The organism is Bacteroides sp. 1001136B_160425_E2, from assembly GCF_015559655.1.
In the GTDB taxonomy this organism is placed as follows: Bacteria; Bacteroidota; Bacteroidia; order Bacteroidales; family Bacteroidaceae; genus Bacteroides; species Bacteroides luhongzhouii.
Genome location: NZ_JADMQH010000006.1, coordinates 101,244 through 123,971, shown reverse-complemented (window position 1 = coordinate 123,971; position 22,728 = coordinate 101,244). Strand labels below are relative to the sequence as shown.

Here is a 22,728-nt window from a genome sequence, read left to right as displayed (position 1 = left end):
ACAACTACTCAACCAAAATATTCCTAAGAATATTATTAGCTTATATAAAATATTTGTATTCATACTATTAATTCTTTAGGTTAATTCATCCTTCTATTAAAGAAATAGCAATATTCCATTTCTCTTTATCAGCCTCAAGAATAGAAGAGTAACCATTCTTTAAAGTTAATTAATTATTTACCTGCGTAATAGAACGATACCACTTATACTCTCCCTCCATTGCTCCTTCTCTCCACACCTTCAATTGATATGGCTTGGTTACATAATATTTATTTAAAGTAGGATTATAAATTCTTACAGCAAAATTATATGTTCCTTCACCACCATATAGTACTACAAAAGTCGTATACCAATCAGAATTAAATATTTCCTTCATAGACCCATCGGCAGGTACAGGTCTATCTATCCAAAATCCATACTCATTCCTTTGATAGACACCTCTCGGTATGACTATCGGATATTCAGAATCATAATTTACTATTGATATGTATGTATTCGACAAAGGACATTTATCACTTTCCCCGATACATAACAATTCACTTAAAGGTACTGTTTTTTCGTAATGAGAGGATGGATACCAATTAGTTACTATATTATCCACCACTTCATATTCTAATTTACTTTCAGAATCATCATCCGAACAACTGCTTATTAATCCTAGCATTCCAATGAATATGATTAATTTATATAACGATTTATTCATCATAATATTCCATTTTGTTTCTATTCATTTATAAAGCAAAATGGGGATGCTCTCACTAACACCTTATCAAGAAGCATCCCCTTTAACTTAAGAGAAAATTTATTTCACAAGAGATTTAGTCTTACTAATATAAGTTTTCTACTTCCGGCTTGTTGTAAATGAGCGAGCCAAAAGTTCCCGCAGGGCGTTTCAAAGGTACAGATGGTACTCTAATGATTTCATCTTTTGAAGAACGTGTCAAACCAGCTCTTCCACTACGTTTAACAGGTTCTCCTGTAGTCGGATCCACCCCTTGAACATCGCATAGCGCCCAATATAATGGATAATTGAAATCAAAATTGTCCCAATCTCCGAAAGCATAAGGGAATACATTATCAATATCATCTTCATAGCTTGAGTTTTGATTATTCAACATGACATCCGGGTCAATACCGTCAGCATAATCTCCCCAGTCTTTTGCATTGAAAGAACGGAAAGTAATCGGAGCAAATTCATAATATTTATTTCCATATTTATATTCTTGCACTTCCATTCCCACGTTCTTTCCTTCTGTGCGGCTACCAAATAATTTCACAGGAAAATCTATTCCTCTTAGTCCATTAATTATCAATTCACTGGCGGAAGCCGTTTCTTCTGAACAGATGATTCTTACAGATTTAAGATTTAGATCATCACCATCTCCAAAACGGATATACTCATCTGCACCGGAATTACGTTGCATTTTCATAAATACATCCGAACGATGTGATGTACCAGCGATAGAAGCGGCTAAATAACGAGCTAATTCAACAGAGCCTCCATTGTTAAAACGTAAATCCAAAATCAAATCTGTGATACCTTCTGCCTTGAATTGTTGAATTACATATTTCAAGTCTTCCGCAAAATTCAAATCAAAACCTAGATAAACTAAATAACCGATGTTGAATTTATTCTCTTTTTTATCTTTGATAAACATTGAATTCAAGATAGGACTATTATTATAACTACCAGTGGTTAATGTCGCAGTTCCATCCACTAAATCATAACCACCCTGTTTTTCATCAAAGACTTTACGCCTATAGCCGATCCTAAACGTTTCACCTCCACCGGCATAAAACAAAGTGCTCATGTATTGCTGATAATTATTCCTATTCAAAGTAACCCCATCAACAGAAACAATCACGTCGCCACGTCTCAATCCGGCTTTGGCGGCAGGAGATTCTAAATATACATAACCAATGGATAGTCCAATAGTTGTCTTATCCGGCATATAAGAAGAGAAAAACGTGCCAAGTCCCGATCCCACAACGCTTGTTGCACGAGTGTTTGCACGTGTTCTACTGGAACCTGTTTCCATAATATAAGAATAGATATAACGCTTACCTGCATTGACTGAAAATGCACGATAAGTTCCGCCATCTTCCTCATTGGTTCTCATCGATAAAAGATAAGTTGGCAGAAAATTTTCATAAGACACTGATGCATAATCTATATCTAACGTATTATATTCCTCATTGAACAAATAATGTTCCTTCAAATATTTATCCATATACTCATTGAGAGCCAAATCCACTGCCGTTCCGGAACCAGCTCCTTGTGTGATAGTACATACTGTAACAGGAGCCTTATATCCCTCCACTTGCACAGCCACAGTCAATGCCCGCTCTTTTCCGGATTCGTTTTTATCAACCTTTACTTTTAGTCCGCCTTTACCAGCTGCAGAATTACCACTGGTATTAGTTATGGAAGCCCAATCCGCTCCCGTAGAATATTGTAAAGAAGGAGACCATTTCCCTGCCGCAGTAAATGAGATCTCGACAGTCTCCCCATAAAGAGACACATTCATTTCCGTTTCACTGGCAATCGCAGTAATCCCATTATCCGTACCACCGACTTCTCCGCCGTCATCACTATCCGAACAGTTACTGAAAGCAACCAGACACAAAGCAAGTAATACTACACTATAAAAATTATTAAATAAATTTTTCATCTATCATTTTATTAAATTAGAAAATTAAAAGATTATTATTCAGGAACGTTTACTACAGTTTTAGAAAGCTCATAAATTCGTCCTTCCGCATCTACCCAAGTTACATTGATATTAGTTGGCAACGTTCCATAAATATTTCCTGAATAAGTGGTTGTTTGTTTTACTCCATTTTTCATCACATACTTGATTTGTTCATCAAACATACCTGTCAGGTAGTCCTCTGGTCCGGCAAATACATAAAATTGCTTGCAGTCAGCTTTAGGCTTCACGGTGTACCAAACTGTATAGAACTTATCTTTTTCTATCTTGTCAATCGTTACCTCCGGTTCACTGGCTTTCCACAAATCCGCATCCCTTCCTATTCGGACATAAGTCGGTTTCGCACTGGTATATTCCTTCTTTGTCATTGTTGCAGAAGGATTCCCATCTGCATCAACAGCTATCATGAATAATAGATAATCTGCATTAAACTCTATGTCATCAATAACCAGTCGATTCTCTTTCAAATCAGCAACAGTAATCTCTGTTACCTCGTTATTCATTATCAAAGCCTGTTTTACTGCTTCCTCATCTCCCCAATATGGATAACTTCTGAAATCATTCAATTTCATATGAACATAACGGTATTTTACCGGAGTTCCGGTCGGAGTCAACGTTAACGTTGTAGATAAAGCTCCCGGATCTATCGACACATCTACCGAAATAGAAGCATTATAGGATATTTCCTTAGAATCAGCCTGTACTTTGACTAGGGAACCGAGCTGTCCTTTTTTATCCAAAGCTACTGCAACAATAACACCTTTCGTTCCCGGTTCCAGAGAAGCGCTTTCAAAATTTTCAGCTTCTTTGGAAGATTTACCGTTTTTAATAAGATAGGAGATCACCTCCCTGTCGGTAGCATAGTTAGCCAAAGCCTGTTCCTTCATGTAAGAATAATAATACTTGTAACAATCAGTTCCGGGGGTAATAGGCGCACTTACACTTGTAACCGTAGCAACTACATTACCTACATTTACCGTTGCAGTTCCGTCATATGTCAGCGCAGGAACAGGAATTTCAACCGTCACCAGTTCTTCTGTCTGATACTCTCCTTCTTCATTATAAGGAATAGCCCAAAGCACATACGTTGTTCCTGGTATAATTGTAGGAAGGAAATCCAGCGTCTTCCCCTCCAGCGGTCCGTTATAATCCGAATATTGTCTGGTTCCACCACCATAAGCCAAATCCTCAATCACTCTTTCCGGCGAAAAATTAGCCTTATCCGCAATCCCTGTATAATAACTGTCACAACCTTTTTTGGTTGCAGAAACCGTTGCACCTTCAAATGTAATATCTGAAGCTTTCAATTCCACAGTCGCAGCAGTCTTAATTGCAGTAGCAATTACATCATCCGGCTGATATTTTTCACCAGTCTCAGATGAAGGTACCGCCCAGATCATATATGTCTTTCCAGCTTCGGTGTCCTTACCCAACAACTCAGACAGTGGCACTTTATCAAGAGCAGCAGTTTTCATGTACATACGGGCAGAATATCCATTCACTAATTCAGCTACCATTTCTGTGCTGTATTCATTTATTTCCATCACTCCCAAATAATACATTTCTATCCCACTTTTCAACGTAGTAGAAACAGACTGACCTCCAACGGATATAGCTACAGGAGCTTCCCCTAATATTACCGGAATCTCTGAAATAAGACTTTGTCCATTGGAAGCAACCGCCACTATGGCGACCTTACCACCTGCCTCTGCATACTGATTTTCAGCAACAGGAGCAATAATAGTCAGTCCCTTTCCTGTCAGTGAAACTTTCCAGCCGTCAGGCTTTGTAACTGTATATTTCGAAATACCACTCATTTCAACCGGAAGTTGTTTCTCCTCCCCATTCGCAAAATATTGTTTTCCCGATAGTATCTCGCATTTCAGTTCTTTGGATTTTACGACCTTCAATATCGTACCATCTTTCAAAGTAAAATAAGCGTAATCATCATCCTGGCTTACTCCGCTGAAAAGAGAAGTGTCCCCCGTCCCCTCTCCGGAAGCATAAACACCGGTCGGTTCCCAAGTTTTTCCATTATCAGTAGAAATTTCCCACTCTTTCGTATTCGTATTAATGCGAACCTTAGGAGCGACAGCCGTCACAGGCATCTTATTCCCTTCTCCATCTTTCAAGAATGTCTTCTTGCCGTCCGTACCGGTCATTCCCCAATAATAAATACCATCTTCTTCATCTTTGATTACGGTTATTTGCGGAGCATCCTCCCCATTTTCACCATTATGTATGGTCACCTCCGTCTGGTCTGAAAACTTGATAGTATAACTACCATCTTCGTTCTCCAATACAGAAGCAATTGATTTCTTTTGAGACAGAGCATCAGTGAGTGTCTTCAATGTAGAAATATCACTTTGTATACTTTGCAATGAAGCTTCCAATTTAGCCATACGATCTTCCAGACCGGAAATCGAGTTCTTTAAATCATCGTCATTATAACATGACGAAAACATTACAACACATACTGCCATCAGGAAAAACGTACATTTTTCCATGCTACATAAAAATTGATTTCTTCTCATATCTAAAAAATTTAATGATTAGAGAAAACCGCACGATAGATTACACACTATCGTGCGGATAAATAGTTCTGCCGATATTTATTTGGCGTGAGGATGTTTTCCTAATCTTTTCAAATCAAGATAAATAGTACTTTCACTTCTCATTGCTTCCGGAATATTCTTTTTCACCTGTTCATTATTAATCAGGTTGGCAGGTATCCGGCTATCTTTCTTCACTACTTGAAACTTAGCTACTCCCCTCATTCCCTTCATCGATTTCGGAGCATCCGGGAATATAACAGAAGGATCGGTAATAATACCCTTGTCTTTATCCCAGAATATAGTATAGAGGTCACCAATCACTTCATTGTTGTCAGCGTCAGCACCAATAGGTATACATAAAGCAACCAGACGTTTGGCTTCCTTTGTCTTATCATATGATTGGATTGTAGAATTAACTGTTGTCAAACCATACTCTAAACATCTCTCTTTCCATACTTTCATACATTCCTCATAGCTGTAATCGCCACTTGCCGAGTAATTATCTTCCTCTATCATGTGAAAAATTTTGGCTACATCTTTCACCATTGAGAACTGAACAGTAAAGTTATCCAACTCACTCATATAAGCACGTAGCTCCATGGTCGGATTAGGACCCGCTATAATAGCTTCGGTTGTAGCCTTCACTATTTTCACATCCGTCAACACCCCGTCCCAATCTTCTGCCATATAAGCAAATATATATTCCGTAGCAGGATCCAGAGCGGTAAACGTATAATCTTCAACTCCTCCGTTCGCATTTGCAGGCCATACATTTGATTCTGTAGATAATAAATAGTTAATCAATTCAGCTTTATTACCCTCCTCCAATAAATCTGGTGTCATGATATACTGATGATAAAATACTGCCGCTTCCTGATTATATTTATAATTCAATTTCAGACTAGTTCTTCCCGGATCGGAAATAGTAATATCTATTGTAGCCTTGGATGCTCCCGGATTATCCTTTACCCGTGATTTTGTTGAAAAACGTGTTGTTTTCACCTTTGACAACTCTCCATATTTATTACGACCAATATAAGCGACAACATAAGAAGCATTCGGAGCAATATCATACTGATATTCTGTAGTTGTATAAGAGCCTTCCTGAGCGAAATTCATATTCTTAATTCCCCATCCTTCCTGATCTAGTGCTCGCGCCAGTGCGGTCATCGTGGCATCATCCGCATTTTCATAAGGAGCATAGTCTGACTCACTGAAAACACGATAGAACATAGCGTAACAGTTCTTTTCCAAAGTCACATTCATATTAACAATAGAAGCACCCGTTTTATCGATTGTAAGAGCACATTCTGCCGTCTCCGAATCGACAGGAACCTCTAATAAATGGAAATCCTTACGCACATAATCTCCTTTATTCTTGTTTGCGTCCAGCCCGATAGTTGTAGCCGTAATATTTCTTGTTGCATCAGCTGTATAACCAAAGTCTACGACATAATACATTTCTTCTTCAGGCACTTGTGCATCTCCTGCCGTCTGCGTCCAATGTCTCATAAAATCAATATACATATTCTTCCCATAAGCGTTAATAAACGCATCAATAGGTTCGGCATCTCCACAGAACTGATAGAAATATTTACAGTCTTCATTCGGAAGGTATTGTATAGCAGCTGCCTGATAGCTGGGCTTGACATCAATATCCACACGAGGATGACCTACTACATCTTCGGAAGGAGTCTTAAGATAACAGATTTTCATATCTGCCGGATTTTGTCCGCCCTCATCATTACAGCCCACCGTTATAATCAGATATTCTGCTCCCGGCACAATCTCCGATTGGGAATATTTGGAATTTGCCCAGTCAAATTCGGCATTCGGATAACTGTCTCCTAATGTACTCCTGCTAAAAGTATAAGCACCGGCACCTTCCGAATTATAAAGAGCTTCCATAATCAAATCTTCAATCTCTTCTTCATTTGCACCTACACCGCCACTTTCAAATAAGTAGTTATACATACGGCATAAAGGATAGACATCCAAACGGTAAGATTGCACCTTATCCCCCGGAGTACACTCAAACACAAAATTGTTGGTAGTTCTGCCGGTCACCTTAATGCCCACTCCACGTTCGCCACCATCCACTTCGTTTTCCACCCATCTGATAGGAGTCGGTACAGGAGGAAGCGGAGGTTCCGGTTCTACAGGAATATCGGGATTAATTTCCTTGTCGTCCTTATCCGAACATGAGATCATCATAGGGCTTATAACTAAAAACAGCCCTAGTAAAAGTAATAAACTAACAAATTTCTTCTTCATAATTAAAAGGGATAAATGTGATTAATCATTTACATATTCATAATCGGCATTGCCGTTTATAGCTTCGCAAACAGCCAGGTTATTCACATAGCCGTTTTCATCCGTTACTAATGCATAGAAAGAAAGGTTTTCTGCTTTCCATGTATTATCCAACGTCACCGCGTACTCTTGCGTGATCTCTTTATCTTCCGGAATCTGCCCCAGCTTGTCACCGTCAACCGAAACTGAAAGCAATTTCCTCACTACATGATTGTGCGTATAGTCCCGATAGTTACCACCGTCATTCTGCTCATATTTCAAACCATTTTCCACAGCATATACTATCAGGCGATAGTCAGACGTTTTCTCTGAGGTCACTCTCACCGTAACTTTAGCTTCGGAACCGGCTTCATTATAAAGAGAACTGATAGCTACACCACAATGGGAAACATATTTCTCCAAGGACTCATTAAATATCGTCCGCATGACTGTATAGTTTTCAGATAATCCCATTTCCTTACGCATATCGACAACACATGAAGGATAGCCGGAAATAGCAAACTTTTTAGAAAGAATCGAGGACTGTTCGATTGCCATCGGATCAGCACTCGTTCCATTTACATGAAAGGACATCAGATAAACAATCCCTTCATAATCCGAACTAATCAGGTAATTCAAACGAGTCATTCCTGCCGGACACATGGCACACCACGTGCCGGTAAACTCCATCGCACAAATACGCCTGACAAATCGGGACGGTGCAACCGAGGTACTTTTCGCAACCACCGTTATCAGTTTGGATACATACTTGCCATATGATGCCTCAAAAGCATATGTTCCTGCTTTAGAAGTAGAAAATGTATTTCCATCCAGGGTTTGGCTGTCCATTATGGAGCGGATGGTTGCATCAGCAGTCACATCAACCCCTGCCTGCATTACCGTAAAGGTTATAGCATCCTTCCCATCAGCAATCAACGTGTTTTTACTGACGCTCAAAATCACTTCCGTCTGTTCCGATTCATCGGAATTTCCCGAACAGGAAATCCAGAAAATCCCTATACCGCAAATGCAGACCAACAATGTTATTTTATAAATATTTATATACATAAGTTGTGTTTATTCGTTATACAAATAATCAGCCGACTCTCCAAGTTGACACTCATTTACGTTATTACACGTATAAGTCTTTCCCCCGTCCAATGTTGTGAGCATCGATACAATGACACGCATATGGTCTACATTCCACCCAGATTCCAACTGATAAGAACGTTGCATGGTAGATTCCACTCCCGCATTGACCTCACCATTGAAACGATCTCCGTTCAATGATGTGGAAAGCACTGCGCGAACTACATTATTATGAGTATAATCATTCCCGCCGTTCGTTTGGAAATATTTAATTCCGTCTTCCACCAGATAGATCAGACAACGGTAAGTGTTCGTTACATTGGAGGTTAACTTGGCAGTAACTGTCACCTTACGGTCAGAAGCATTATACACAGATTCAATGGCAACCCCACAAGAAGCAGGATAGTTGTTCAGTTCATTTTGAAGCTCCTCCTCAATCTGGCTTTTTATGCTGATCATTTCTTTTGTTCCTTTACGCAGATTGTAAAACAAACGGGGTAATCCTGAAAAATTGCCAAGAATATTGGTCCGGTAATTATTGGTAGCCGCTGTAGTCATAGGGTCTGTCATTCCTCCGAAATCCATATGGAAAGAAGCAATAGCCAATCGTCCCGGTTGTTCCGTCTGAATGGCCTTCAATGTAGTGCTAAGTGCCGGACAAGCCTGACAACCGATGGAGGTAAACTGCATTCCCAGCAACTTATGATAATAACTGACTCCTCCTGATATGGAACTGGCCCGGACAGTCACTTCATTTTCACTGACCATTGACTTTCCCTCATAATAACGGGCTTTAAAAACATATGTACCCGGCACCGAAGTGCTGAAAGCACGAACGCCATAATCCAGGTTTTCTTCCCCTGATTCCTTTACCAGAATCAGGTTCATCGTGCTTTCATCACTTACATCTTTTGTGCCTAGTCTGACTGTAAAGGTCACTTTCTCCACGCCGTCTGCCTGTATCGCGGTTTTATCGGCTGTGATACGCAAAATGCCGTCATCCGTCCCTCCATTCTCTATTTCGTCCGAACTGCCGGAACAGGATGACAGCATTGCTAAACAAAGGATCATTACAATTGGTAGAATTGTCGAGTATAATTTCTTCATAAGCCTTAGTCATTATAAATATAATCTACGCTTCCGTCGATAGAACATTCGGTTACATTATCCACCATATATGCATCATCCACTTTACGTAATGCATAAACCACTATACGTGATGTTTCAGGGCTTAGGTTCATTGCTTTAGAAACTGTAAAAGTACCGCCAGTGTGTTCTTCATTGGCTTTTACAGTAAATCTTCCGTCAGTTGACATTGCCATGTAGTTGTTGGAAATAACTCTTACTGTATAATCATAAGAATTCTCGTTACCTCCTGATGCCGTCAGACCGTCAGTAACCAACGCATAAACCAGATCATATTCTCCTCCCTTACTCGACTTCAATGCAGCATTTATCGTAATCTCACCAATAGAAGAGTTGTAGGACGTATTCAGTTTGATACCGCAAGTGGCCGGGTATTTTCTGATCTGGTCTTTCAAGGTTTGTTTGATAACGCTCACATTTCTGTCTATCGACATCACCTTCAAGTCATAGATATTAGTAGGAAAACCGGATGCTCCGAAACGGCTCATAATAGCACTTGTCTGTGACAAATGGAACGGGTCGGTGGCAGAACTGCTGGAAGAATGAAAAGCCATTTTCACCATACGGTTCGGCATCACGTCTTCAACTTTCTTCAATGCTGAAGTCATAGCGGGACAATAAGTACACCAGGTTCCGGTCATTTTGAAAACAGCCACTTTACGGTAAAAAAGTTCATAATTTTTCCGGTTCTGTACGGTTACGGCAACTTCTTCCGATTCCCAGTCCAGATAATATGCTTTAAACCGATGGGCTCCGTTCTCTACTGCCGAGAACGTATTAGTTCGTCTCTCCAGATAATCACCGGTATTAAGGTCCTCAAAATATACATTCTTCATATATTCAGGAGTCGTCAGCACTTTCCCATTCGCATCGATTACCGTGAAAGTTGCCATATCAGTTCCGTTCGCTTCAATCTTGGCTTTATCCACAGTCAAAGTAATAGGTCCTGTCACTTCGCCGTTATCCGGTTCCTCACCATTTTCGTCGGAATTACCACTACATGACACAAAACATCCGCACAGGCACATCAGGCCCGGCATAAAAAACATTGCAAATTTTCTCATATTCTATATTCTAGTTAATAAATGATTCACTGGCCTCAGAACGAAGTGGTAATAGTCAGGTTAGCCCCTGTGTATTTAGGTATCGTCCGGCAGACTCCACCGGAACATACATATCCTTCCCTGTTACGACCATAACTTAAAGCTATACGCGTACGTGATTTTGCATAACTGGCCCCCACATTGTAATAATGGATTTTTTCCTTGCCGTGATTATACATATCACTTCCATAAATACTCCATGCAGGAGCAAAGTTTATTTCCAGCAAAGCAGCCATCCAGTCTTTCTCATTTTCTTGGGTAGTCAGGTATTGCAACTCCATGCGGGTTGAAAAAGAAGGGGTGAACTTATACTGCAAATCCGCTACAAAAATATTCGACAGACAGGTCGCTTTTTTCGCTCCATAAGAAGGACTATATTCTTGCATGGAATAAAGCAGATTCATTTTGAATGACTTTGTCCACTGCTTTTCTACATCAAAACTAAAATCACGGAAGGACAAGTTACCAATCTGGGCTGTACCTTCTTTTTCTAAAGCATAATAGGTAGAAAAGTTAGCATGCAATTTCAGACCACGCTTACCTCCAATAGCCGTTCCTCTTTTGAAATGATAAAAGACATCCAGTTGTCCCCCCATCTCACCGCTGATTGTATTCGTCACATCTCCCACTTGCGGGGTATGAGGATGTAAATTGGTCAGCATATAGGTGTATTGCGTACTCATGGCCGGAACGTAATTCAACAGATTCGATGTAGAACCATTGCCGACAATAATCTCGCTGTTCATCCATTCCAGACGGCGCCCGGTCAGATTCACACCTAGTCCGCTGCCACTATATCCCAGTTCCAACAACTGCGCATTGGCACGTTTCTTCACAAAAGCCTTATCGTCGTGAATGAATCCGTAATATTTATTGCCACCATCTACATATTCACCTTTCATTATAAATCCGGAACGTTCAAAATTTACCCGTCCCGAGAAACCATTCGAATAAGGTTTCCCTCCTTCCTCTTCCAGATCGATGCTGATTTTCTCATACCGGTTCAATGCCCCTCCTTCAATACTCAAGGAAGTCTTTTGCCAACGAAGCATTTCAGATAAGGAGAAACTTACATCTACGCCACGTACTTGTGTATCAGAAAAATCCATACCAAAACGTGGAGTACCCCAGATGGCTTTCAAACCTATAATATTCTTGTAATTATAAGTAAAGCGTGCTCCCATCACCGCATTATTCAATCCAAGCATACGGTCCTCCCAGCTACGGAACAGCAGTCCGCTACCGAACTGTTCATAAAATGTACCCGCTGTTACGGAAAAGTCCTTGTCGGCCCAAGAAACGTAATAGTTGGTCAGTTTTGCCTTTTCCAGTTCTGACGGGTATCCCACCAGTACAGGCTCATAGGCTTCCAGCTGTACACCTACGGCAAACTTGCCCTGATAATAATCCAGTTTCAGATAATTGTTCGAACCGAAATGGTCTTCCGGAGATTCTGCATCTGTTTTACTATCATCTTTGTAATAAATCGTATTTGTTTCAAAACTTCCTGTCAAATAACCTTTCTTGTTATTTTCCTGTGCATTGGCCAAGGTCGATGCTAACGCTAATAAAGCGAACATCCGAAATCTTATTCTAGTCATGTCGTTGCATTTATCTATGAATAATAACAGATTTATTTCTGTAGTTTTTTAATCGCTTTCAGTAGCTCCAACTCACTTCCCGGAGCATAGCCGGTATGTGAATAGACAATTTTTCCCTCCGCATTTACCACATATACCTGCGGAGTCAAGCTTACATTCATAGCCCGCATAAATTCCTGGTTCTTATCATACAACATGATAAAATCGTCCCATCCATGTCCCTCTGCCAGCGCACGCGCTTTAGCTGTAGAACGGCTGTCGTCTGTTGAAACAGCTACCACACGAAACTTGGCCTCTTCCAGCCAGTCGGGCAACAGTTCATTAATAGCATCCAATTCACGAATACAAGGTTTACAGGTAGTTGCCCAAAAAGAAATAATCATAGGTGTCTTGTGATTAACCAGGGAAGCGGTGTTCACCTGCGTTCCTTTGGAATCTTCAACCTTGACTGAAGGTATTTGTGCCATAGCACAAGTTAGAAAAGCAAACAACAGAGTAATACAAACAATTAATGCTCTCATAAATTCTTTTATTAGTGACGTTAGTAATTTAGTTTTTTATCTTATGTGTTCCATTTTACAGTCGAAAAGCCTGAATTTCTGTATCTGTATCAAACCGTCTTTGTACATATCCCCTATCAGGTTGGCATTTTCGAAGATGACTGTTTTTGTATCGACATCATATTCCCCCCGGTAAACATTGGAAGTACTTCCATCCAAAGCCAGCCTCCTGAAACGGATGGTATACGAACCATAGGAAGCAACATCCTCATCCGACACAACAGACAAATATGTTTTCCGCGTAGCTGCATCATATTCATACTGTAACCGCCAGTTAAATTCCCACTCAATATCATTATCCGGATCAAATCCGTTTTTATTCGAACAAACCAGATAGTGTTCGTAAGCCTCCGTACCTTCTTCCGCCGTATTTACTTTTACGGAGAAGCCCACTGATACATTGGAAACATTGGTGGCAGACGCTGTTCCGGTAAATATCCAAGTTCCTGAAAGTGTTTCATAAAAACTGGAATCATTATCTTTGATAGTCACGGTCAACCGCTTCTTTTCACCAATAGACGCTCCTTCCACACTGGCTATTTCAATATCAAAAGAACGGTCATCATTGACTAATTTGTCATCTACGGTCTTAAACTCGAAATTAACAATCTCCTGTCCGGCAGGAATAAGTAGTGTTTTGGTTGTGACGATGTAGTTTTCATCTTCTTTTGCATTATGATCCTTTAACTCGAATGACACGCGGATCGTTCCAGTATGTTCACCCGTCACTACGACAGGTACAGTGCACAACCCGGCAGACTCTTTCACCGTCATCGCTGCCTCTTGTAGGTTTACCGTAGCCGCCCCGGAATTTAACTGCTCCTCATCGTCCGAACAGGCAGTTATAAGAACAGCACACAGAAGAAGGGTATATATTTTCAGATAGTTCATTTTACTCAAGTATTTGATGATTTACTTTATTCATTTATTAATATCCCGGATTCTGCTGACCTGCCAATTGAGGATTGGCATCCATTTCAGTTTTAGGAATAGGCCAGAGCATCCGCTGGTCGTCAGCCGGCTTATCCAATCCGTCAGTGCTTGCTTGTCCCGGGAAAAGTACTAACCCTTTACTTTGCGGCTTTCCACGTCTCACACCTTTTCCCCAACGTTTCAGGTCCATCAGTCGGTAACCTTCACCCACAAGTTCCCGCTCCCGTTCGTTCATGACTTCATTAAGCAAAGCCTCCTGATCATAGGTCGCTTCAGCCAGTCCTTCGATTCGCGCTTGTTTTAGCGCATTCAAGGCATCATTGCCTTTTTTCACAGCAGCTGCGGTCCCGATCCGGGCATTAGCTTCAGTAGCAATCAGATACATTTCAGCAATGCGAAATGGTTTCGGCTGATTCAAATAGCGTGTTTCGTTTCCTAATGCATTGAAATATTCATTTCCCGGATATTTATTAAAGAAATATATATCCGCCGCATTACCGGACGATACGGTCAAGTGATATTTTCCGAAATAAGTAACCAGTCGGACATCTTTTTCATTGTACAGATTGATCAACGTTTGTGTAGGAATATAATCCTTCTTGGTAGTAGGATAACCGATAAAAAGAGTTCCCAAAGGTACCCCAGCGTCATCAGCACTAGTCATAGCAATCTGCCAGATAGTTTCCGTTCCCTTGTCGCTTTTCCAGATACTTTCAAAGTCTGTTACCGTAGTTGATAACGGGTAATTATTCGCCTTAATCAGATCATTTGCATATTTTGCTGCATTTTCATAATCGTCCATTTGCAGGGCAACACGTGCTTTCAAAGCTGTCACTACGTCTACCGTAATATAATTCCCGCAGTTCTTGGGAGCGGTTTTGACAGTTACGTATGCTCCATTGATATATCTGTCATAATCAGCAATACCGTTTTTAGCTGTCTCTATACGTACTGCTGCTTCTTCCAAATCATTCACAATCTGTTTATAGGTATCTTCCAGTGAAGAACGTCCCGGGTACTGGGTGGCAGAAAGTTTGGGTTCATATTTCACCTGAAGCGGCAGTCCCGGAGTACTGCTTGCGGTAGCTGAATTATAATCACGGCAAAATAATGTTGCCAGATAAAAGTAACAATATGCTCTTGTAAAATAGGCTTCTCCCTCATATACATTTATCTGCTGCTTCTGGACTTCCGTCAATTCAATCTCCGGATTCTCATCTATCTTACCTACTCCGTCGATAAAGAAATTGGCACGTCCGATAGCAGCATAACAATTTGCCCAGATCGTTTCTATAGCCGAGTTGGTACTTTCGAAAGTCCAGCGGTGCAAATCACCATATTTATTAGAGAAATCCGCCACTGCGTTAAAGGCATCCGCCTGAATTTCCGGTATTAGCACATAGCTACCACCAGTCAGTCCCAGATATACGGAATAGATACCGGCACGCGCTTCTTCAAAACCGACTATGGTTGTCAATGCTTCCTCTGTCGGAATAGCATCGTATGGCATTTTATCCATATCACAGGAAGTCATTCCAAATGTCAGTACAGTCAATGCTATCATAGATATTTTCTTCATATTCACCATTCTTTATGTTTTTAGAAAGTTAGTTCGACACCGAAAGAATATTGCTTGGTATTGGGATAGTTACCCAACTGGATATTACTGTCCACTTCCGGATCATATCCTTTGTATTTAGTCACTGTGAGCAAGTTACGTCCCACAAAATAGATTCTGGCATTGCTGATTACTCCGGTTTTCTGAATCAGCTTGGCAGGGAAAGTATATCCGACAGTCAGATTTTTCATACGCATGAATGAAGCATTTTCCAACAAGTGCGTATCAAACTGCATTGGAGAATCAAGAGTAGAGATATTAGTCACGTCTCCCGGTTTCTGCCATATAGTGAGCATTTCGGTGGTCTGATTGTCCTTACCTGCAAAAGTCGGATTCTCAGTAAAGAAGCGTTCATTATTCAACATATATTGCCCAAGCATAAAAGAAAAGTCTGCACTGACGGAAATCCCTTTCCAACCGAATTGGGTACCAAAACCGCCTGACCAAGGCGCATAACGTTGCTTACCGACAAAAACGGCATCTTCTTCAGAGTAACTTTTCGTCAGGTTTCCATTCTTATCATACCACATATTATATCCGTCACGCGGATCAACTCCTGCCCATTTTACATAGTAATATTCTCCCCAAGGTTTTCCGACTTTCATTTTCAAACCGGTATCAGGCAAGGTATATTCATCCAATCCGTTAAACAGTTTGGTTATTTCATTTTTATTATAATTCAAATTTCCGGAAACACTCCATGAGAAATCTCTGGTTTTCAGAATATCTACCCCCAATGTGATATCCAAACCACGGTTACGCATACTTGCCACATTTTCCACACTGCTACCATGTCCGGTAGTGTATGACAGCGGATAACCCATCAGCATATCTTCTGTCTGTCGATTATAAAATTCCAGATCTATAGAAAAACGGTCAAACACCCTCGTGCTAATTCCTACATTCAGTGTTTTCATACTTTCCCATGTCAGATTATCATTACCGACGGTAGATGGAGCAATACCCGGTTGCCCGTTATACAGCAAACCGGAACCGACCAATGCCAACGCATTATAGGCACTGATGCCGGAATTACCCGTTGTTCCATAGCTTACTTTCAACTGCAAATTGTTCAACCATGAAACATTTTGCAGGAAATTTTCTTTTCTTATATCCCACATGGCTCCCAACGAATAGAAATTTGCCCATTGGTTATTCTTAGCAAATAAAGAAGAGCCGTCACGTCGTGCTGCCAGATCAATATAATAACGATCAGCGAGGCTGTAGCTGATTGTGCCAAAATAAGAATTGAAAACTTTATCATACATTGAATGTATCGGCACTTCAGATTCCGCTCCTGCTGCCATCAGCATCATACGTGAATCTACCATTTTCTTAGAAGTAGCCGAGAAATTTTCATTCTTTGTAATGATGGACTCCTGTCCTGCCAGAACTGTAAAATAGTGCTTGTCGGCCAAGCTGAATTTATATTCTGCCGTATTGGTGAAAGTAAACGAATAATAACGTTCAAAAGATTCGGAGGCCACTCCTGTACCTTCAAACGGTCCTTCCGGATATGCTTTATGAGAGTTGCGATAATCAAAAGCATCCACTGCCTGTGAAGTACGGATATTCAGTCCTTTTATCGGGTTTATATTAAAAAAGGTATTACCGTTGATGCGTACTGTACTCCGGTCATTAGGCTGAAGTTCTGACAGGTAATACGGACTATAGTAGCCCATATCATCAAAATAATCCAGTTGTTTACCATAACCAGTGAAATTACCTTCTTCATCGGTCAATATCTCGTTCAGTGTCTGGTCGGGACGATAAATACGGGCGGCGTATGCTTTATTATAAACGCTATTGGCTTCTGTACCAAAAGTGGTCGTATTATATTTCTGATAGGAAAGATTCACATTAATCCCGGCTTTCAGCCAGTCGGTCACCTTAACTTCCACATTACTGCGCAAAGTCTCACGGCGCAGGGAGGAATCATCCATAATTCCCTCTGTATCATAGTGTCCAAATGAAATATAGTAGTTGATACCTTCGGAACCACCGACCACATTTACATCGTATTGTTGGGTAGGAGCTGCATCTCCGAAGAAGACATCTGCCCAATCTGTAGATATACCATTATCTATATAGAACTTCTTCCGTTTTTGAAATGTTGTGTCGTATGCTTTTCCCGGGTCCAGCATTTCCTGCAGGTTAAGCCATTGATCGGTATTCATCATCTCTATGTTATCCCCAGTCATTCTCGACCAGCCATATTGCGCATTGATACTAACACGGGCTTTCTGTCCCATTTTTCCTTTCTTGCTAGTCATTATCACCACACCATTAGCAGCACGGGAACCATATATAGCTGTTGAGGAAGCATCTTTCAATACGGTCATGCTTTCGATGTCATTCGGGTTTAATGCTGTAAATGCTCCGGATGATATAGGTGAACCGTCGAGAATAAAGAGAGGTTCTGTATTTGAATTGATCGAGCTGACTCCACGCAATCGCATTACGACACTTCCACTTGGTTCCCCACTGGGAGTAAATACTTGTAAACCGGCAACTTGTCCTTGTAATGCATCTCCGGCATTAGCTACCGGTCTGTTGGCTATCTTGCTATTATTTACCGTTGTTACCGAACCGACTACTGACCCCAGTTTCTTTGCTGATCCGTAACCAACCACAACAACTTCATCCATCAATTGTGCATCAGATTTTAAGATGACTCTAACAGTCGGTTGAACAGGAACCGACTCCGTTTTCATACCGATATAAGAGATTTGCAATATTTTTGCTGAATTTGGCACATTTAATAATGTGAAACGCCCATCCACATTTGTTATTGTACCTAAGTTAGTGCCTTTTACAACAATCGAAGCCCCTACAACAGGTTGTTTGTCATCATCGGAAATAACTGTCCCCGTGACTTTCTGCGTTTGAGCTGTTATCAGCCCGATACCTATAAAAAGGTATCCAAATAGCAGCGCTAATTTTTTCTTCATAAATCTCTTTTTAAATTATTAAATAGCCCTAAAACATTTAAACTCACTTTTTACACTTTGATAAGTTCTATCAGAACTTAATTATAATCCATTGTTTTTGTAGTGTTTTTACATCAAATATGTAATTCAGAAAAGAAATGTTGCTTGATTTTACTTTTTCAATCAAATTAGATGACTATTTCATAAAAAAAATATGTCTTTTCGTTGTTTTTTGCAAAAAGAATATATACTTTTGTTCCATTATATAATACCAAACAGGAACTGTTAATAAATGCAATCCGAAAAAGAGATATAATTTGTATTTTAAGAACTATATATTTATTTTAATAAGAATAGAATATAAAAAAGCACTAAGTTCTGATAGAACTTAGTGCTTTTTCGTTTTAAAGAACTACTAATAGCCATTTTACTTAGATTTACTTCCTATTCTACTTTTCAGTTACCTTATAATTATATTTTAAATCTCCCTCAAACATAAAATAAAATCAGAAATATAAAAGAGGCTCATTTAAACTATGTTAAATAGCTTTCATCTAAAATTTCTTCATATATGACACTCTGTATATTTCTTCATACAGATAAAAACAAGCAAATATACAATAGTACTATTTGTTTACATCAAAAACAAACAGGTTATTTCATGATTTCAAGATTTTGAGAGATTTACTCTAGCTTTATCTCTTGATTTTAAGGAGCACCTCGTTGCATTAAAACCAACGAGGTGTTTCTCGGTGTGCAACGGGTCGTTCCTTTAAAAGGAACGACCCGTTGGTTTTAAACCAAAAACCACTTGTATAACCATCTGAAAAGCAAAGCATTACAAAAGTGTCCTCTCATCCTTTCTTTTTAAGTAAAATTTCCAACAAGAGAAAACGGATACCAATATCAAACACGGTACTCCACTAATAAATATTTTACAAATCAAATCTAAAAACAATGGTTACAGTTACTTTTCAGATCAAGCCCTATCTAGCGGCTTACATGTACATGCGCTATAAAAATCACCTCGACGTACCGTCAGACCGCTCTTCTTCCTCACTTTCCGCCATCCATCTTCTTGACACCCACCCCATCTACCACTTTCTCCACCGGCTCTCCATTCCCCACCCTTCCAACGCCTCATGGCACGAAACCGGAAATATCACCTTCACCCTCCCCCATCCCAGAAACGGAAAAAATCCAAATGTATATAATTATATAGGTCATGACAGCGCACTTATCATTGAAAAAGTAATGGAAGTAGAAATGAGGGTCGAGCTTTATGAATTTCTACTGGAAAATAAATACTGCCACGGCATCATGTTCAAAAGATCAATGGAAACTTTTGTCGAACATTATAATATGGTAGAGTTAGTGGAAGAAGAAAGTTTGATGAGAGCGTTTCAGAGATGGAGGAAGATGATGAAGGAGGAGAAAAATATGTGACTCTTTCATAGGTACCATATAAAATAAGACATCCTGCTTTTATTTTTGTGTCATACTTCATTAATAATCAAAACAAAAGTAGTATGGCAATAAAAAAGTATCAAATGAGTTTATGGCTAAGGTCCTTAACGATGTAGTTTGGAAAGAACTTTTCAATAATCAAGTTATATAAATATCAATTAAATCAAAATTATGATACAATAAATGAGGCTGTCTTTTCGTATTTTTGTATTAACAAAATATTAAAAATATGGAATTGAATGATCTTTTAATGGAAATAAGCAAGATTTGCCTTATTGAGCAAGAGCGAATGAAGCACAAACAGCGAAAAGGCGATTGTTTTAACGTTTTCAACACTCTTGGATTACGGTCTAACGAAGTTAGATTGCATTCCGCATTTCTTGCAGAATTGTTGAATCCTGACGGGAATCATGGCCTAAAAGATGCTATGCTTAAAGAATTTCTTGCAGCCATTGGCTTAAAACGAGATTATATATCTAATTGCAATACCAATATGGTCGAACGATATATTGGTGAACGGACAGAAACTACTGGTGGACGGATCGATATAATCTTGGAAGATGGTGAATATGCTATTATCATTGAGAATAAAATATATGCTATTGATCAATACCATCAATTACTGCGATACAATAACTATGGTAAACAACATTTTCCGAAAGGCTTTAAGTTGATTTATCTTACGCTTGATGGTCATGAGGCAAGCAAAGATTCATTAGGGGACAATGAGATTGACTATCACTGTATCTCGTACAAAGGACATATCCTAAATTGGTTATCAAAGTGTGTGATGTTAGCATACGACAAACCTCTGGTACGAGAGACAATTTCCCAATATATTACACTTATTAAACAAATCACAAGACAAGATATGAATAAAGATAGTAGTGATAAAATCGTAGATTTAGCCATCAATAATATGGAAGCAGTAGTTGCTTTGATGGATAACAGAGCTGAAATAAGTAGCAAATTAAGAACAGAATTCATTTTTAAACCGTTAAGCGAATTCGCAGTTAAAATGGGGATGGAATTTAAGCCCATTACAGAAGGAGACGAAAGTCCGGCTCTAAAATTCAGAATGCCCCAGTGGTCCCATTACATAGTCATTACAAGAGATGACGGAAGAGATTCGGATTGGAAGAACCTTTATATCGGTATTTCACAAAATTCACTGCTGGGGGCTAAAGAATTACCAATACGGCAATTATCATGTTTTTCAGAATGTAGTAATACGTACTGGCCTTATGGATGGGAATGGATTCTATACACCGATTGGCATTCCACCAGTAGCTACTTACCAATACGCACAGGAGAGGTCTCAAATTGGATTATCTCCAAAATCAGACAAATCATAGAAGAGATAGAAGATAAAGGTTTGCCTATGTAACAATCCGAGATACTACAATTTATGTCACTCATACAAAAATATATTTGGGTCATAGAAACCATTTACCGTGCCTGTCAAATCTCATTAAGAGAACTTAGTGAGAAATGGATGGACACGGAAATGAGCGGTAGCTCGTCTATATCGCGCCAGACATTCGACCACTGGGAAACAGATATTTTAGATAATTTTAGAATGATTTCTTTATCCCTTCATTATAAATATTTTAGGAAAATTACCCGATTTTGAGGTAACGAGTTGCCAACCATTTTTGTTGCTGTATCCTGCCCTGATATGCTTTCTTGGCATCTCGTCTATATCACAAAGGTGCATGATGTCCTCCTGACAGTCACGCAGAGGCGGGGTGGTAATCTCCGCTCCTGTATGGCGTAGAGTAATATCTGCTGGGGTTCCATAGCGAGATTGCCCACTTCGTTTAAGAACGCCGAGCCGTCACGCGAGAACACGGACATACGGCTTCGTCCAACGTGCCCAAACCACCGATAAATATGGGTGTTATCATTATTATTTCTTCATTTTTAAGTGGTTAATATCCTAATTTTTCGATCCACACACGGAAGGTTTTCTCATCGGTGCAGTTCAGAAGGCATCCTTCTTTCCAGTTCAGGGCGGGATAGGTTTTCTTCAATGCCGCCGCACTGCTTGCCAACGTACTGCCTCCGGATGTGGCGAATGGAATAACTGTTTTGCCTTTCAGGTCATGGCTTTCGATAAAGGTGTCGATAATGTGCGGTGCGAGATCCCACCAGATGGGATAACCGATGAAGACGACATCGTAATCAGCCATGTTTTCCTTTTTACCTTTGATTGCCGGCCGTGATTTGGGGTCGTTCATCTCCACCGAACTACGCGACTGTTTATCGTTCCAGTCGAGGTCGGCACTCGTATAAGATTTGGCGGGCGTAATTGCATAAAGCTCTCCACCTGTAACGTTTGCCAGTTTTTCGGCGGCTCGTGCCGTCGTTCCTGTCGCTGAGAAATAAGCGACCAGAATTCGTTTTTCATTATTCTGTGCCATAGTCTGTAAACTCGTGAATAAAAAAGTGATAGCGATAAATAAAAGTGTTTTTGTTTTCATGATTTCGTTTTTTTTTATTGAACATTGTCGAAAGTGAACTCCAACCGACTCTCCATTTCATCGAATATACCCAAGTCGGAGGTTACTTTCCCAATAGGGATAATACGCATCGTCAAAATACCCATGCTCGGATCATCGGCTTTCGCGTAGAAGATGGCAATCGTATCATTCACGTCACTGCATCCCGCAAAAGTCATCGTAGGAACAAGCTGCATCAGAAGAATGAATATCTTTTTCATA

General features: G+C 39.9%; 16 protein-coding genes. 2 read left to right on the top strand and 14 right to left on the bottom strand.

Translation table 11 applies throughout. The features are described from left to right. Positions 1 to 169: 169 nt before the first annotated feature. The 12 genes from I2I04_RS07650 to I2I04_RS07595 all read right to left on the bottom strand — a co-directional run bounded on the left by I2I04_RS07650 (position 170) and on the right by I2I04_RS07595 (position 18,559). A complete protein-coding gene (locus tag I2I04_RS07650) occupies positions 170 to 706 on the bottom strand; it encodes a hypothetical protein (RefSeq protein WP_229126951.1) in 537 nt (178 codons plus the stop codon). A 121-nt stretch (positions 707 to 827) separates the two neighbouring features. Then, a complete protein-coding gene (locus I2I04_RS07645) occupies positions 828 to 2,672 on the bottom strand; it encodes a S41 family peptidase (protein WP_143260138.1) in 1,845 nt (614 codons plus the stop codon). A gap of 35 nt (positions 2,673 to 2,707) precedes the next feature. Beyond that, positions 2,708 to 5,245, bottom strand: a complete 2,538-nt coding sequence (locus I2I04_RS07640; RefSeq protein WP_195471448.1) for a PL29 family lyase N-terminal domain-containing protein — start codon at positions 5,243 to 5,245, stop codon at positions 2,708 to 2,710. Between the two features lie 78 nt (positions 5,246 to 5,323). After that, positions 5,324 to 7,540 carry a hypothetical protein gene (locus I2I04_RS07635; RefSeq protein WP_195654716.1) on the bottom strand — a complete coding sequence of 739 codons (2,217 nt, stop codon included), beginning with the start codon at positions 7,538 to 7,540 and terminating at the stop codon, positions 5,324 to 5,326. A 21-nt stretch (positions 7,541 to 7,561) separates the two neighbouring features. Continuing rightward, the gene (locus I2I04_RS07630; RefSeq protein WP_195654715.1) at positions 7,562 to 8,626 is read right to left on the bottom strand and encodes an Omp28-related outer membrane protein; all 1,065 of its coding nucleotides are present in this window, start codon (positions 8,624 to 8,626) and stop codon (positions 7,562 to 7,564) included. Positions 8,627 to 8,635: 9 nt separating this feature from the next. Beyond that, positions 8,636 to 9,754 (bottom strand): Omp28-related outer membrane protein, encoded by a 1,119-nt coding sequence (locus I2I04_RS07625; protein WP_143260134.1) that lies wholly within the window; start codon positions 9,752 to 9,754, stop codon positions 8,636 to 8,638. Positions 9,755 to 9,759: 5 nt separating this feature from the next. Next, a complete protein-coding gene (locus I2I04_RS07620) occupies positions 9,760 to 10,857 on the bottom strand; it encodes an Omp28-related outer membrane protein (RefSeq protein WP_195471454.1) in 1,098 nt (365 codons plus the stop codon). A gap of 35 nt (positions 10,858 to 10,892) precedes the next feature. Next, entirely contained in the window at positions 10,893 to 12,497 is a 1,605-nt protein-coding gene (locus I2I04_RS07615) for a DUF6029 family protein (protein ID WP_143260132.1), read from the bottom strand. Positions 12,498 to 12,529: 32 nt separating this feature from the next. Beyond that, complete coding sequence (locus I2I04_RS07610) at positions 12,530 to 13,018, bottom strand: TlpA family protein disulfide reductase (RefSeq protein ID WP_143260131.1); 489 nt, start codon at positions 13,016 to 13,018, stop codon at positions 12,530 to 12,532. A gap of 36 nt (positions 13,019 to 13,054) precedes the next feature. Continuing rightward, positions 13,055 to 13,948: a Calx-beta domain-containing protein gene (locus I2I04_RS07605; RefSeq protein WP_143260130.1), complete on the bottom strand. Its 894-nt coding sequence runs from the start codon at positions 13,946 to 13,948 to the stop codon at positions 13,055 to 13,057. Positions 13,949 to 13,985: 37 nt separating this feature from the next. Continuing rightward, on the bottom strand, positions 13,986 to 15,569 hold the full coding sequence (locus I2I04_RS07600; protein WP_229126950.1) for a RagB/SusD family nutrient uptake outer membrane protein: 1,584 nt from the start codon (positions 15,567 to 15,569) through the stop codon (positions 13,986 to 13,988). 20 nt (positions 15,570 to 15,589) lie between these two features. Next, on the bottom strand, positions 15,590 to 18,559 hold the full coding sequence (locus I2I04_RS07595; RefSeq protein WP_195654713.1) for a SusC/RagA family TonB-linked outer membrane protein: 2,970 nt from the start codon (positions 18,557 to 18,559) through the stop codon (positions 15,590 to 15,592). A 936-nt stretch (positions 18,560 to 19,495) separates the two neighbouring features. Between I2I04_RS07595 and I2I04_RS07590 the strand changes: the two genes are divergently transcribed. Together I2I04_RS07590 and I2I04_RS07585 are read left to right on the top strand one after the other, a co-directional pair. Beyond that, a complete protein-coding gene (locus tag I2I04_RS07590) occupies positions 19,496 to 19,984 on the top strand; it encodes a hypothetical protein (RefSeq protein WP_195654712.1) in 489 nt (162 codons plus the stop codon). 250 nt (positions 19,985 to 20,234) lie between these two features. Next, positions 20,235 to 21,392: a PD-(D/E)XK nuclease family protein gene (locus I2I04_RS07585; protein WP_195654711.1), complete on the top strand. Its 1,158-nt coding sequence runs from the start codon at positions 20,235 to 20,237 to the stop codon at positions 21,390 to 21,392. 544 nt (positions 21,393 to 21,936) lie between these two features. Here the strand turns inward: I2I04_RS07585 and I2I04_RS07580 are convergent. Continuing rightward, a complete protein-coding gene (locus I2I04_RS07580) occupies positions 21,937 to 22,428 on the bottom strand; it encodes a flavodoxin (RefSeq protein ID WP_229067503.1) in 492 nt (163 codons plus the stop codon). 74 nt (positions 22,429 to 22,502) lie between these two features. Beyond that, positions 22,503 to 22,727: a hypothetical protein gene (locus I2I04_RS07575; RefSeq protein ID WP_195654775.1), complete on the bottom strand. Its 225-nt coding sequence runs from the start codon at positions 22,725 to 22,727 to the stop codon at positions 22,503 to 22,505. Between the last annotated feature and the right edge of the window lies 1 nt (position 22,728).